General features: G+C 70.2%; 12 protein-coding genes and 2 pseudogenes. 7 read left to right on the forward strand and 7 right to left on the reverse strand.

Annotated features, from left to right (window positions below; translation table 11 throughout):
• A pseudogene (locus AB0D14_RS44100) lies at positions 1–188 on the forward strand (IS110 family transposase); the annotation flags it as partial.
• Here the strand turns inward: AB0D14_RS44100 and AB0D14_RS44105 are convergent.
• Positions 152–1,387 (reverse strand): RNA-guided endonuclease TnpB family protein, encoded by a 1,236-nt coding sequence (locus AB0D14_RS44105; protein ID WP_362790932.1) that lies wholly within the window; start codon positions 1,385–1,387, stop codon positions 152–154. The pseudogene AB0D14_RS44100 and the gene AB0D14_RS44105 overlap by 37 nt on opposite strands.
• Positions 1,388–1,412: 25 nt before the next feature.
• Here AB0D14_RS44105 and tnpA point away from each other — a divergent pair, with 25 nt between their 5' ends.
• Both tnpA and AB0D14_RS44115 read left to right on the forward strand, forming a co-directional pair.
• The gene (gene tnpA, locus AB0D14_RS44110) at positions 1,413–1,829 is read left to right on the forward strand and encodes an IS200/IS605 family transposase (RefSeq protein ID WP_362790935.1); all 417 of its coding nucleotides are present in this window, start codon (positions 1,413–1,415) and stop codon (positions 1,827–1,829) included.
• A 207-nt stretch (positions 1,830–2,036) separates the two neighbouring features.
• Complete coding sequence (locus tag AB0D14_RS44115) at positions 2,037–2,900, forward strand: universal stress protein (RefSeq protein ID WP_362790938.1); 864 nt, start codon at positions 2,037–2,039, stop codon at positions 2,898–2,900.
• Here the strand turns inward: AB0D14_RS44115 and AB0D14_RS44120 are convergent.
• Positions 2,861–4,147 carry a DUF4032 domain-containing protein gene (locus AB0D14_RS44120; protein WP_362790941.1) on the reverse strand — a complete coding sequence of 429 codons (1,287 nt, stop codon included), beginning with the start codon at positions 4,145–4,147 and terminating at the stop codon, positions 2,861–2,863. The two genes, AB0D14_RS44115 and AB0D14_RS44120, sit on opposite strands and share 40 nt — an antisense overlap.
• A gap of 350 nt (positions 4,148–4,497) precedes the next feature.
• On the opposite strand from AB0D14_RS44120, the gene AB0D14_RS44125 reads away from it, so the two are divergent.
• Entirely contained in the window at positions 4,498–5,031 is a 534-nt protein-coding gene (locus tag AB0D14_RS44125; protein ID WP_362790944.1) for a hypothetical protein, read from the forward strand.
• A gap of 109 nt (positions 5,032–5,140) precedes the next feature.
• A pseudogene (locus tag AB0D14_RS44130) lies at positions 5,141–5,388 on the forward strand (LysE family transporter); the annotation flags it as partial.
• Here AB0D14_RS44130 and AB0D14_RS44135 read toward each other — a convergent pair.
• Positions 5,288–6,397, reverse strand: coding sequence for a DMT family transporter (locus AB0D14_RS44135; protein ID WP_362790946.1), 1,110 nt, complete (start codon positions 6,395–6,397; stop codon positions 5,288–5,290). The pseudogene AB0D14_RS44130 and the gene AB0D14_RS44135 overlap by 101 nt on opposite strands.
• 91 nt (positions 6,398–6,488) lie before the next feature.
• On the opposite strand from AB0D14_RS44135, the gene AB0D14_RS44140 reads away from it, so the two are divergent.
• Complete coding sequence (locus tag AB0D14_RS44140; protein ID WP_362790949.1) at positions 6,489–7,106, forward strand: TetR/AcrR family transcriptional regulator; 618 nt, start codon at positions 6,489–6,491, stop codon at positions 7,104–7,106.
• Between the two features lie 114 nt (positions 7,107–7,220).
• A complete protein-coding gene (locus AB0D14_RS44145; RefSeq protein ID WP_362790952.1) occupies positions 7,221–8,612 on the forward strand; it encodes an MFS transporter in 1,392 nt (463 codons plus the stop codon).
• A 69-nt stretch (positions 8,613–8,681) separates the two neighbouring features.
• On the opposite strand, the gene AB0D14_RS44150 is transcribed toward AB0D14_RS44145, so the two are convergent.
• The 4 genes from AB0D14_RS44150 to AB0D14_RS44165 all read right to left on the reverse strand — a co-directional run.
• Positions 8,682–9,584, reverse strand: coding sequence for a Gfo/Idh/MocA family oxidoreductase (locus AB0D14_RS44150; RefSeq protein WP_362790955.1), 903 nt, complete (start codon positions 9,582–9,584; stop codon positions 8,682–8,684).
• Between the two features lie 125 nt (positions 9,585–9,709).
• Complete coding sequence (gene glgB, locus AB0D14_RS44155; RefSeq protein ID WP_362790961.1) at positions 9,710–11,881, reverse strand: 1,4-alpha-glucan branching enzyme; 2,172 nt, start codon at positions 11,879–11,881, stop codon at positions 9,710–9,712.
• A gap of 118 nt (positions 11,882–11,999) precedes the next feature.
• Positions 12,000–13,418 (reverse strand): phosphotransferase, encoded by a 1,419-nt coding sequence (locus AB0D14_RS44160; protein ID WP_362790958.1) that lies wholly within the window; start codon positions 13,416–13,418, stop codon positions 12,000–12,002.
• Between the two features lie 14 nt (positions 13,419–13,432).
• Positions 13,433–13,582, reverse strand: a 150-nt coding sequence (locus AB0D14_RS44165; RefSeq protein WP_362790963.1) for an alpha-glucosidase C-terminal domain-containing protein, incomplete at its 5' end; no start/stop codon positions are given.

The following is a 13,582-nucleotide window of genomic DNA, read 5'->3' on the forward strand; positions in this document are numbered from 1 at the left end:
TGTCCGCGCAGGTAAGTGCGCGGTTCTGCCCGGTCTCAAAGGCGTATTACGACCGGAAGCGCAGCGAAGGCAAAGGGCACAAGCAGGCAGTCCTCACGCTCGCCCGTCGGCGAACCAACGTCCTGTGGGCCATGATCCGGGACAAGACGCCCTACCAAGGTGCAATTCCCCTTGCCGCAGCCGCTTGACATCGAGATTGGGAAGTTTCTTCGCGCTGTGCCAGAACGAGTTCTGGTCTTACCGGGGCTCCGCAGGCCGATACCGCCAGTCCGGCGGCCGTCTTCACATTTTTTGCGGCATTGACATCCCGGTCGTGGACCGCGCCGCAAGCGGCACACGTCCACTCCCGGATGTTGAGGGGCTTGGGCCCGTCCTTAACGCCGCAGGCGGAACAGGTCTGGGAGGTCGGCTCGAACCGGCCGATCTTCACCAGGGTCCGCCCGTACCGCTGCGCCTTGTAGCGGAGCATGTTCACGAACGACGCCCAGCCGGCGTCGTGCACGGACTTGGCCAGCCTGGTACGCGCCAGCCCCACCACCGCCAGATCCTCCACGGCGATCCCTTGGTTCTCGGAGATCAGCCTGGTGGAAAGCTGGTGGTGGAACTCATGGCGGGCGTCGGTGACCTGGGCGTGGGCGCGGGCAACCTTGAGCCGGGCCTTGTTCCGGTTCCTGGACCCCTTCTGCTTGCGGGACAGTTCTCGCTGGGTCTTCTTCAGTTTCTTCTCCGCGCGGCGCAGAAACCGGGGGGAGTCGATTTTCGTGCCGTCGGACAGGACCGCGAAGTGCCTCAGGCCCAGGTCGATGCCGATGGTCTGGTCGGTGCCGGGCATCCGGGCGGCGTCGGCGGCGGGGTCGGTGTCGATGACGAAGGAGGCGAAGAACCGGCCGGCCGCGTCCTTGACGACGGTGACCGAAGTGGGGGTGGTGGGCAGGGTGCGGGACCACTTCACCTTCACCGCCCCGATCCTCGGCAGGTTCAGCCGGCCGCTGTCGGTGATCTTCCACCGGGCGTTGGCCGTGAACCGGACCGACTGACGGGTGTCCTTGCGGGACTTGAAGCGGGGCGGACCGATCCTGGGACCCTTGCGGGTGCCCTGGAGGGAGGCGAAGAAGTTGCGGTACGCGCTCTCGGCGTCGCGCAGGGACTGTTGCAGGACCACCGCGGAGACCTCACCCAGCCAGGAGCGTGCGGTGGTCTGCTTCGCCTGGGTGATCAGACGGGTGGACAGCTCGGCGGCCGTCGGGAACGCCGCGCCCGCCGTACGGGCGTCCTCGCGGGCACGCACCGCGTCGTTGAACACGACCCGGGAGCACCCGAACGCCTGCGCCAACGCGGCGCGCTGGCCGGTGTCCGGGTACAACCTGAAGGCGTACCTGAGCTGCATGGCGGCCACGATACATACTTGGGTTATGGGTGAGATGCAGAAGATCAGAACTGGTCGGCACTGTGCTTTCGTGATGCACGTCCACTTGGTCTTCGTTACCAAGTTCCGGCACAGAGTGTTCACCGATGCCCACTTGAGGCGCATGGAGGAGATCATGCGATCGGTGTGTACGGACTTCGAGTGCGAGCTGGTGGAGTTCAACGGCGAGGACAACCACGTCCACCTGCTGGTGAACTTCCCGCCCAAGGTCGCCGTGACCAAGCTGGTCAACTCCCTCAAGGGCGTTTCCTCGCGCCGTCTGCGCCAGGAGTTTCCCGACCTGGTACGCCACTACTGGCGGGCCAACAAGCTGTGGTCCGGCTCCTACTTCGCCGGAACTGTCGGCGGCGCCCCGCTCTCCGTGGTCAGGCAGTACATCGAGCAGCAGAACCGGCCGGTATGAGCGTTCCCCGGCCCCGCCGGGGCGGGCCGTCATGACGCTTCGCGCCATGAGTGACGAATGTGCCATCTCCGGCTCCGCCGGAGCAGATGCGGCGACGCTCCGCGGCGCCACCATCAGATTCGCTTCACCCCCAACGTGAACGCCGAGGCACTGCGAATGAATCCCGGTAGCGTGGGCATCTCGACCGACGCTACGGAGGCCACCGACATGACCCGCCCGATCACCGTGGGAGCAGACGGATCCGCCGAATCCCTGGCCGCCTTGCACTGGGCGGCCAGGGAGGCGGTACGCCGATCACTTCCGCTGCGTGTCGTGCACGCCTGGGAGGAGTCCGCCGGCGAGGACCGGGCGGCGGACGTCGACAAGGCGGACGTCCGGGAGGCGCTGACCCGGACCGCGGGCGAAGTCACCGGCCGCCACCCCGGCCTGACGGTGACCACCGACCTCATCGACGGCGGCCCGGTCGAGGCGCTCGTCGCCGCTGCCGCGGAGGCCGAGACACTGGTGCTCGGCTCGCGCGGCCACGGCGCGATCGTCGGCTTCCTGCTCGGCTCCGTCGGCCAGCAGGTCATCGCCGAGGCGACGCGGCCCGTCGTTCTCGTACGGGCCGGGGACCAGGCCGGGTCGGAGGCGGACGGCCGCGAGATCGTCGTAGGACAGCAGGGCGGCCCGGACGACAGCGCGGCCGCCCTGGAGTTCGCCTTCGAAGCGGCGGCGGCACGCGGCGCCGCCCTGCGCGTCGTACGAGCCTGGAGCCTGCCCACCGTCTTCACCTACAGCCCCGGCTCGCTGGCGCTCCTCGACGAGGCCGGTGGCATGGAACCGTACGAGAAGAAGGCGCTCGCGGAGGCGCTGGAGCCCTGGCTGGAGCGGTTCCCCGACGTACAGGTGACGCGTCAGGTCGAGATGGGCAGCGCGGGTGAGGTGCTGCTCTCGGTTGCGGCGCGGGCCCAGCTGATGGTGGTCGGCCGGCGCGCGCGCCGCTCGGCCGTGGGCTCACGGATCGGTTCGGTGGCCCACGCGGTCGTGCATCACGCGCCCTCCCCGGTCGCGGTCGTCCCGCCGGTCTGAACGCCCGCCCCGGCGGCGCCCGTCGGGGGCGACAGCGAGCCCCGCACCTTGGGCAGGATGTTCGTGACGTAGTCCTCGACGACCGTGTCCAGATCGATCTCGTGCTGCGCCCGCTCGGACAGGTACCAGCGGTGTTCGAGGAGCTCGTGGTAGATCTCCGCCGAATCCATGGAACCGCGCAGCTCCACCGGTATGGCCCGCACGGTGGGCCGGAACACGTCCCGGACCCACCGGTGGGCCAGGACCTCGGGCCGGGCGGTCAGGGGATCGCCGGGCGCGTAGTCGTCCTGGGTGGCCATCCAGCTCTCCAGGTCGTTCAGCAGCCGCCGCGCCTGGTTCTCCTCGGTGTCCAGCCCGGTCAGACGCAGCAACTGGCGCTGATGGTGCCCTGCGTCGACGACCTTCGGCACGAACGTGACGGTGTCGCCGTTGGAGGAGTGCGCGATCTGCATCTCGGCGACGTCGAAGCCCAGCTCGTTGAGCCGCCGGATCCGGCGGTCGATGTAGTGGTGCTTGCCCGCCGGGTACACCGACGTCCGGGTGACCTCCTGCCACAGCCCGGTGTAGCGCTCACAGATCTCCATGCCGAACTCGATCGGGTCCACCGACGGATGCAGCGCGCCGGAGGCCTCCAGGTCCAGCAGCTCCCCGCTGATGTTGACACGTGCCAGATCGAGGTCGTACTCCCGCTGCCCGGGGCTCAGTTGCGGATGCACCTCCCCGGTCTCGGCGTCGACGAGATACGCGGCGTACGCCCCGGCGTCCCGGCGGAACAGCGTGTTGGACAGCGAGCAGTCGCCCCAGGCGAACCCGGCGAGATGGAGCCGGACCAGCAGCACGGCCAGCGCGTCCATGAGGCGGTGCATGGTGGCGGGCCGCATGGTCGTCTCGAACATCGACCGGTAGGGCATCGAGCCGCCGAGGTGGCGCGTGATGAGTACGGACTCCAGCGGCTCGCCGGCCCCGTCGGCGCGGCCGGTGACCACGGCGAGCGGGTCGACCGCCGGGATGTTCAGCCGGTCGAGACCCCGCAGCAGCTCGTACTCGCGCAGGGCGGGCCGTTCGGCCAGCTCCTTGACCGCCACGACCTCCGAGCCGGCGCGCGCGTACCGCACCACGTGCCGCGAGATACCCCGTGGCAGCGGCACCAGGAAGTCCTCCGGCCACTCCTCCAGGGGAATGTCCCAGGGCAGGTCGAGCAGGAGCGCGGGATGCTCCGGGTTGGTGGCGCTGATCTGCAATGCCATCGCTCGCTTGCCCTGCCTCACGGTCGGCCGTCATGTCGCAGGAGCATCTCCCCATCTGGACCGCCCCTGCGTCAACACGACGGTCCGATACGCCACCGGCCGGAACGCGCGGTGGAACACCAGGTGGCAGACGCTCCGGCCGTGTCCGGACGATCCCCGGGCCCGGCACGGGACGTGATGTGCAGCACGCCGGGGATACGGTCGGGACGCCCGGGACGAGGGTTCTGGCTGCGCACGGCTTGATCAGCGATCATGTGGGGCGAAATCCCTGGCCAACGCCCATTCTGCTCATTTGACACCCCGTCGCCCGCCCAGATAGGAAGCAGCCCTCTGAGGCCGAGAGGTGGACCGTGTACGAGCCGAATGTGGTCGGTGACTGGCAGGAGTACGACGACGAGTACGCCGGCCTGCGCGTTCGCGTCCATGGTTTGGAACATGCCGAGCCGTCGCGCGGACGTGACGACGCGGCCGAGGGCCTCGTCTACTTCCGGTTCCGGGTGACCGTCGAGAACAGGACGACCGAGCATTTCGGTATTCATCTTGAGGACGGCCAACTCGACATCCGTATCGGAACGGACGGCGAGAGCGCGTTTCTGGACTGGCGCAACTCCCAGTTCATCGAGGGGTTCGACGTCTACCCGCTGCGCCGGGTCACCTCCGTCCTGTACGCCGCGGCCCCGGAGGGCTCTCTGTCCCTGGTGGACATCCAGGTGCAGTTGAAGGTCGACGACGACTGGACCGAGCGGTACCTCTGGTCGGGCGGCATCGGCCCGCGCGACTCGTCCGTCGGGGTCGGTGCCCGGCCGGACTCGGCCATGGACAGCCTCGCCGCCCAGGTGACCAGCTTCCTGGAGCGGGAAGCGGGGTCCGGCCCGGCCTCCTGAGGCTCGCGAACACCGTGAGGTCGCGAGGCAGCTCTGACCTCACGAACACTGAAGCTACGTAAGAATCTTCAGCCGTACCTCTGCATGATCCGCTTCATGGCGTGGGCCCTGGCTGAACCCGCACGTCTACCTGGACACCGTGTTCCTGCTCGGCTCCATCGCGGCTGACCGCGGCCCCTGCGCTGGACCTTCGGCCTCGGCGCGGTGATCGCCAGCCTGGTCTGGTTCGTCGCGCTCGGCTTCGGCGCCCGGCTGCTCAGCCCTTTCCTGACCCGGCCGTCGGCGTGGCGGGTACTGGACGCGTCGATCGCCGCGACGATGATCGTGCTCGGTGCCATGCTGATCGCCGGGGCGTGAGCGTGCCCGCTGCCGCCGGGGGCCGTCGACGGCCTGGGCAGTCACCGAGGTCAACGAGGTCGTCGGGAGCGCCGGGAGCGCCGGCGGCGTCGAGGTCGCCCCGGTTCTCGCGGTTTCCGCGGTTCTCGCGGTCTCCGTGGTCTCCGTTGTCCCCGCGATGTACGACGGCCACGGCCAGCAGGCCGAGCGCCAGCCCTGCCACCGTCTGTGTCCCGAAGGGTTCGCCGAACATCAGCGCACCCCACACGGCCGTGACGGGGGCCATCAGGAACATGAGGGTGTTGACCTTCGTCACCCCGGACCGCCTGAGAATCAGCCAGTACAGCCCGTAGCCGCCGAACGTGGAGAGCACCACGAGCCACACCACTGCGGTCCAGAAGGAACCGTCCGCCGGGGGCGTCAGGCCTCCGGTGACGGCGGCGAGGACCGTGAACACGAGGGCACTGGTGACGGCGTGGATCGTCATGGACACCATCGGACGGACGTCCGCGCGGGACCTGCGGTCCAGGAAGGTCGCCGCGACCAGGCACAACATGCCGAGGAACGGCACGAGATACGCCCACCACGCGACGCCCGCCGCGGCGCCCGCGTCGGCCGAGGTGACGACGGCGACACCGGCCACGCCCAGTCCCAGCCCGAGCCACTGCGTACGGGACACCGCCATGCCCAGCAGCGGCCCGGCCAGCGCTCCGGACACCAGTGGCTGGGTGCCGTCGATGAGGGCCGTCGTTCCGCTGGAGACGCCCAGCTCGATGGCGTAGTACACGGTGAGGAGATAGCCGCTCTGCGAAAGTGCCCCGACGACGGCCTGCCGGAGCAGGTCGCGCGGCCCCAGCCCGCGCCAGGAGGCCCTGGTGGCGGTCAGGGCGACGACGCCGAGGACGATGGCCAGCGGCAGGAAGCGCCACATGAGGAGCGTGACGGTGGAAGCGCTGCCCGCTCCCAGTTTGGCTCCGATGAAACCGGAGCTCCAGGCCCCTACGAACGCGATCGACAGAAGGATGTTCACGACACCGCACACCTCCAGAGGTGGATGGCCGACAGGGGTATACCGATCTGTATATACGGCTTGAGTATACAGATCGGTATAGCCTTGGCGCATGAGCATCACGGGCACCCCCCACCGAGTACCGATGACCCCCGCCGCCCGCCGTGCCCTGGAGGCGGCCGGGCGACTGTTCTACGAGCGGGGGATCCACGCCGTCGGCGTCGACCTGATCGCCGCGGAGGCGGGCGTCACGAAGAAGACGCTCTACGACCGCTTCGGCTCCAAGGAGCAGATCGTCGTCGAGTACCTCGCCGACCGCGACGAGCGCTGGCGCGCCGACCTCGCCCCGCGTCTGGAAGCCTCCGAGTCGCCGAAGGACCGTGTCCTCGCCGTCTTCGACGTCGCACGCGACTGGATGGACGCGAACGGCCCCAGGGGCTGCAGCATGGTCAACGCCCATGTGGAGATCGGCGATCCGTCCCACCCGGCATACGCGATCATCATCGGCCAGAAGCAGTGGATGCTCACGCTGTTCACCGATCTCGTACGCCCTCTCGCGCCCGCCACGGCCGACTCCCTGGGCCGGACCCTGATGCTGCTCCACGAGGGCGCCCTGGTCGCCCACGGCCTGCGTATCTTCCCCGGGGCGCTGGACCACGCACGCCAGGATGCGGAACTTCTCCTCACCGGGATCCCGGCCGGGGCCGCCGAGTCGGGCTCGGCGAACTGATCGGCGCCCCGCGCACCGGCCCGTCCGGTCCCCCCGGCCGGTCCGCCCGTCCACGGACCGACCCACCGAGCGAAGATCGTTCCGCATCGGCGATAGTGAACCTCCGGTCGAAAGATGTATCGAGCAACCAGGATGGGCGTGGACACCAGCAAGGGCAGTGCGGACAGCAGCGCGGAGCGGCAGACCGGAGCCGAGGGGCCGTCGAGCCCGTCGGACCCGGGTGACCCGGGTGACAGGGAGAGCCCTGGCGACCGGAAGAGGAGCGGGTGGCGCCGCTGGGCCATGGACACCCGACCGCTGCGCCGTCCCGCGTACCGCCGCCTCTGGTCCTCGACCATCGTCACCGCCGTGGGCAGCCAGCTCACCGCCGTCGCCGTACCCAAGCAGATCTACGACATCACCGGATCCTCGGCCTGGGTCGGCTACGCGAGCTTCGCGGGACTGCTGCCCCTCGTGGTCTTCGCGCTCTGGGGCGGCGCCATCGCGGACACCGTGGACCGGCGCAGACTCCTCCTCGTCACCAACACCGGCATAGCCGTCACCTCCCTGCTCTTCTGGCTACAGGCCGTCACGGGACTCGGCTCGGTCGCCGTCCTGATGGTGCTGCTCGCGGTCCAGCAGGCGTTCTTCGGCCTCAACTCCCCGGCCCGCCAGGCCTCCATCGCCCGGCTCGTGCCCAAGGAGGAACTGGCCGCGGCGAACGCCCTCGGCTCGACCGTCATGCAGACCGGCCTGGTCGCAGGACCGCTGCTCGCCGGAGCGCTGATACCCGTGGTGGGGCTCGCCGAGCTCTACCTGATCGACGCCGTGGCCCTGTGCGCCACGGTGTGGGCCGTCTACCGGCTCCCCGCGCTGCCACCCCTGACCACCGCGGCGGCGGCAGCCGGCCGGGCGGGGCTACGGGGGATCGCGGAGGGCTTCCGCTACATCTCGCTCAACCAGGTGCTGCTGCTGTCCTTCCTCGCCGACATCATCGCCATGGTCTTCGGCATGCCCCGCGCGCTGTTCCCCGAACTCGCCTCGCAGACGTACGCGCCGTACGGCGAAGGCCTGGCGCTCGGACTGCTGTTCGCGGCGGTTCCCATCGGCGCGGTGCTCGGCGGTCTCCTGTCGGGCACCTTCTCGCGGGCGCGCCGGCACGGTCTGATGGTCATCGCCGCGGTGATCGCCTGGGGAGTGGCCGTCACCGGGTTCGGGCTGAGCGCCAACCTGTGGGTGGCCGTGGCGTTCCTCGCCGCCGCAGGAGTCGCCGACATGGTCTCCATGGTCTTCCGCGGAGCCATCCTCCTCTCGGCCGTCACCGACGAACTCCGGGGCCGGATGCAGGGCGTGTTCACGGTCGTCGTCGCGGGCGGCCCACGCCTGGCCGACGTGCTGCACGGCACGGCCGGGTCGGCACTGGGCGCGCGTACGGCGGTCGTGGGCGGCGGCCTGCTCGTCGTCCTCTCCATGCTGGTGCTGGCGGCGACGATGCCGGCGCTGCGCCGTCACAGCGCGAGCGCCTGACCCATCGGCAGCGAACGCGACGCCCGGAACGGAACCCCGGTCGGGCCCCTCCCCGCGTGGTGAGCGGGCTCAGCTCTCGACGGTCGCCGCGGCCTGCGCGATCAACTCCTGGAGGTAGAGGCCGCGTCGGGCGTCCAGCTCACCAGGCACCCCCGTGCGTACTGCAGTGGCGAAGGCCTGGCGCAGCACCGGCCAGCACTCGTCGTGGTCGAGGTCCGCGCTGTCGTACACGAGCCCGGGCCGGGGCCCGAACAGCTCGACGCGCATGATCCCGGGCTGCACGTCGACAGACCCGGACAGCGAGGCCTGGCTGACCGCACCGCTCTCGTGCTCGCAGGTCAACTCGACCCACCGGCGCGGATCGCCCGTGCCGCGGACCCGCACGACGGGCCCCATGGCGGCGTCCAGCAGGTCCAGGATGTGGGGCCCGAGATCCAGCAGCGCGCCGTGTTCCAGCCGCCAGGGGGTCGCGAAGTCGCCTCCGAGGAAGGCTCCGCTCAGACAGGCCGAACGGGCGCCCGACACCTCGATGCCGCGCGCGGCCCTCAGGAACTCCTGAGCCACGGGGTGGTAGCGATTGGTGAGGACGACCTGGGAGACGACCCCGGCCTCGTCGATCGCGTCGACGAGCCGCCGCGCGGACGGCACGTCCAGCCCGATCGGCTTCTCCAGCAGCACCGCTTTGCCCGCCTTCGCCGCACGCCCGGCGAGGTCCGCCTGAATGTCCGGCGGCACCGCGAAAGCCACCGCCTCGCACCGGTCCAGCAGCTCTTCGAAACGCGCCACGGCGACGGCCCCGTACGGCTCGGCGGTCTCCCGTGCCGCCTCCGGGCGTCGCGCCCACACCGCCGTCAGCTCCGTCTCGGGTCCGGCGGCGAGCACGGGCGCGTGCACCCCGCGCGCCCAGGGCCCGGCGCCGACCAGGCCGACCTTGACGGGGGAGTGGGGCCAGGGGGAGGCGATGTCGGCCACGGAAGTCCAATCTGCGCTGCGGGATCAGTGCCGAGAAGAGGCGACCGTGCAACGAACGGACCGGGCGAGAGGTGCCCGACGTGGCGCGTCCCAACCCCCTGGGGCCGTTCCGGCGCGGCGGAGACCTACGCCGGCCGCAGCCACACCGTCGCCAACGGCGGCAACGTGAGCCGCACACTCGCCGGCCACCCCTGCCATCCCTCCCCATCGGTCCTGACGGCGTCGGCACGGGTGACACCGCTGCCGCCGAAGCGCAGAGCGTCGGTGTTCAGGACCTCCCGCCAGGCGGGCACGTTGTCCGGAGCCCCCAGCCGGTACTCGTGACGGACCACCGGAGAGAAGTTGGAGACGGCCAGCAGCGGCTTCCCGTCCGCCGCGAAGCGCAGGAAGGCGAAGACATTGTCCTCCGCCGCGTCCCCGGCGACCCACGCGAACCCGGAAGGAGAGGTATCCCGCTCCCAGAGCGCCCCGGTGGCCCGGTACTGCTGATTGAGTTCGCGGACGAGATCGCGCACTCCCCGGTGGTCCGCCTCCGCGCCGTACGCCGGATCCAGCAGCCCCCAGTCGGGACCGTGCGCCTCCGACCACTCGGCGCCCTGCGCGAACTCCTGCCCCATGAAGAGCAGCTGTTTGCCCGGGTGGGCCCACATGAAGCCCAGATAGGCACGGTGGTCGGCGCGCCGCTGCCACCAGTCGCCAGGCATCTTCGACACCAGTGCCTGCTTGCCGTGGACGACTTCGTCGTGCGAGATCGGCAGCACGTAGTTCTCGCTGTACGCGTACACCATCGCGAACGTCATCTCGTTGTGGTGGTACTTGCGGTGCACGGGTTCATGGCTGATGTACACGAGCGAGTCGTGCATCCAGCCCATGTTCCACTTCAGCCCGAAACCGAGACCACCGGTGTCGGTGGAGCGGGTCACCCCGTCCCACGCGGTCGACTCCTCCGCGATGGTCACGATCCCCGGCACCCGCCGGTACAGCGTCGCGTTCATCTCCTGGAGGAACGCCATCGCGTCGAGGTCCTCCCGGCCGCCGAAGGCGTTGGGCGCCCACTGGCCGGCCTCGCGCGAGTAGTCGAGGTACAGCATCGAGGCGACGGCGTCGACGCGCAGCCCGTCGATGTGGAACTCCTCGCACCAGTACACGGCGTTGGCGACGAGGAAGTTGCGCACCTCCCGCCGGCCGAAGTCGAACTCGTAGGTGCCCCAGTCCGGATGCTCGGCACGCCGGGCGTCCCCGGACTCGTAGAGCGGCTCCCCGTCGAAGCGGGCCAGCGCCCAGTCGTCCTTCGGGAAGTGCGCGGGCACCCAGTCCATGATCACGCCGATGCCCGCCCGGTGCAGTGCGTCGACGAGGTACTTGAAGTCGTCGGGGCTGCCCAGCCGGGAGGTCGGTGCGTAGAAGCCGGTGACCTGGTAGCCCCAGGAGCCGCCGAAGGGATGCTCGGCGACCGGCATCAGCTCGACATGGGTGAAGCCGAGATCGGCGACGTACGCGGGCAGCTCGTCCGCCAGCTGACGGTACGTGAGACCGGGTCGCCAGGAGGCGAGATGGACCTCGTACACCGAGAACGGGGCCAGATGCACCGGTGTGTCGGCGCGGTGGGCCAGCCAGTGCGCGTCGTGCCACTCGTAGTGCGAGGCCGTGACGACGGACGCCGTGTCGGGCGGCACCTCGGTACGACGGGCCATCGGGTCCGCCTTCAGGAACCGGCCGCCGTGCCGGGACGTGATCTCGAACTTGTACCGCGCGCCCTCACCGACGCCGGGCAGGAACAGCTCCCACACCCCGGCCGCGCCCAGCGAACGCATCGGGAACTGCGTGCCGTCCCAGAAGGTGAAGTCCCCGGCGACCCGTACCCCTCGGGCGTTCGGCGCCCACACCGTGAAGCGGGTGCCCGCCACGCCCTGGTGCGTCATCGGCTCGGCCCCGAGCGCCCGCCACAGCTCCTCGTGCCGGCCCTCACGGACGAGATGCAGATCGAGTTCGCCGAGCGCGGGCAGGAAACGGTAGGGATCCTCCACCTCCAGCTCGACACCACCCTCGTACCTGACCAGCAGCGTGTACTCGGGAACCGCGTCGAGCGGCAGCACCCCCGAGAAAAGGCCGTCACCCTCACTGTCCAGCACCATCCGCAGCCCGTCCGGCAGAGACACCGCCACGGACGCGGCGAACGGCCGCAGCGCGCGAACGATGACGCCCTCCGGCACCGGATGCGCCCCGAGCAGCGCGTGCGGATCGTGGTGGGCTCCCGACAGCAGCCGCTCCCGGTCCGTCACATCCAGCGAGGACACCGGCTGCCGTCCGCCGGGTACGCCCGGCCCCGGCTCGGACGGACCGGCCTCGACGGATCGGACGTCCTCGGACGACGGCGGGGTCAGGGGTACGGAGATGTTGCGGGCTGCCACGGTGTCAGCCTCCTTGAGCGCTGTGGAAGGAGTGGAAGGAAGGGACCGGTGTGTGCGGACCGCCGGCCGGTGCGGGGTTGTGTTCGGCCAGGCGGGCGACCGCCGCCATCGGCACGGGCAGCCAGTCGGGCCGGTGCCGCGCCTCGTACAGGGCCTCGTACACGGCCCGGTCCGTCTCGTACGCCCGCAGCAACTCGGGCTCCGCACGCGGATCCCACCGCGACTGGGTGGCGTATCCCGCGCAGTAGGCGTCCCGGCAGCGCAGGGCCCACTCCGGACGCCACGGATGGCGGCTGCGGGCGGCGTAGTCGAAGGAACGCAGCATGCCCGCGACATCGCGTACGGGGGACTGCGGCTGCCGGCGTTCGGCGATGGGGCGGGCCGGTTCGCCCTCGAAGTCGATGACGGACCACCGCTCCTTGGCCCACAGCACCTGACCGAGGTGCAGATCGCCGTGGATCCGCTGTACCGGACGGCCCGAGTCGAGGACGGCGAGTTCGTCGAAGGCGCCCCGCAGCCCGTTCACATAGGGCAGCAGCTCCGGCACCGACCGGCTGGTCGAGTCCAGCCGGTCGATCATCGCGGCCGCGAGTCGCCTGCTCCCGTGCCCGGTCGGCGCGCCGAGGGCGAACGCCGCGGCCAGCGCGAGATGCACCTCGGCGGTCGCGCGCCCCAGTTCGTACGCCTCGTCCGTGAAGTCCCGTCCCGCGGTGAGCGATTCGAGCGCCAGGGTCCACCCGTCGACGGCATCCGGCAGGAACGGCTGGAGCACCCCGAGGGTCGCCACCTGTGGTTCCGAGGTCCGGAACCACGCCACGGGGGCCGGTACCCGGGTGCATCCCTGGCCGGCCAGGGCCCAGGGCACCTCAAGGTCCGGATTGATGCCGGGCAGGACCCGTCGGAAGATCTTGAGAATGTACGAGTTCCCGTACACCAACGAGGAGTTGGACTGCTCGGCGTCGAGGAGGCGCGGTGTCAGACCGGCGGGGACGGCCACCTTCGCGTCACGCTCGAACCGCAGCGGACCTGTCGTTCCCGGAGTGCGCAGCCGCTCCAGGAGCAGGTCGGCCGACCGCGGCTCCTGAAGGGCGTCGTACACCGTCAGGCCGGCCAGCGGCCCCTCGCTCGCGCGTCCGATGCGGGCGTGGGCCAGTCGTGGAGGCAGGTCGTCCCCGACGCCGAGGAGCAGTTGGTAGCAGTCCCCGGGCCGAGTCGGAGAGGAGCCCTGCCCGGTGCTCACCAGAAGGTGCAGACATGCCGGGTGCAGCTCGGTCACCGAGAGCAGGGACAGCTCCGTGACCCGTCGGCCCTTGCCCGCGAACCAGCGCTGTTCGGGCAGCCACGCCTGAAGCAGGTCGGCGAGCGACGTCAGCAGATGAGCCGGACTGTGGCCACTGGGGCGGGGTGAGATGACCATGCGCATGACGACCCGCCCTTTCAGGAGCACACCGTCAATCGGCGTTCGGTGAGCGGGATGGCGTCCTTGCGGAGTCGGAACCAGTAGAAGCCGTGGCCGGCGAGGGTGAGGAGGTAGGGGAGTTCGCCGATGGCGGGGAAGCGGACGCCGCCGATGAGTTCGACGGGGTG

The organism is Streptomyces sp. NPDC048484, assembly GCF_040651415.1.
Classification (GTDB): Bacteria; Actinomycetota; Actinomycetes; order Streptomycetales; family Streptomycetaceae; genus Streptomyces.

Bases quoted from the DNA above. Each gene is read 5' to 3' on its own strand.
- AB0D14_RS44105 (WP_362790932.1), bottom strand. From the start codon at position 1,387: ATGCAGCTCAGGTACGCCTTCAGGTTGTACCCGGACACCGGCCAGCGC.
- tnpA (WP_362790935.1), top strand. From the start codon at position 1,413: ATGGGTGAGATGCAGAAGATCAGAACTGGTCGGCACTGTGCTTTCGTG.
- AB0D14_RS44115 (WP_362790938.1), top strand. From the start codon at position 2,037: ATGACCCGCCCGATCACCGTGGGAGCAGACGGATCCGCCGAATCCCTG.
- AB0D14_RS44120 (WP_362790941.1), bottom strand. From the start codon at position 4,147: ATGGCATTGCAGATCAGCGCCACCAACCCGGAGCATCCCGCGCTCCTG.
- AB0D14_RS44140 (WP_362790949.1), top strand. From the start codon at position 6,489: ATGAGCATCACGGGCACCCCCCACCGAGTACCGATGACCCCCGCCGCC.
- AB0D14_RS44145 (WP_362790952.1), top strand. From the start codon at position 7,221: ATGTATCGAGCAACCAGGATGGGCGTGGACACCAGCAAGGGCAGTGCG.
- AB0D14_RS44160 (WP_362790958.1), bottom strand. From the start codon at position 13,418: ATGCGCATGGTCATCTCACCCCGCCCCAGTGGCCACAGTCCGGCTCAT.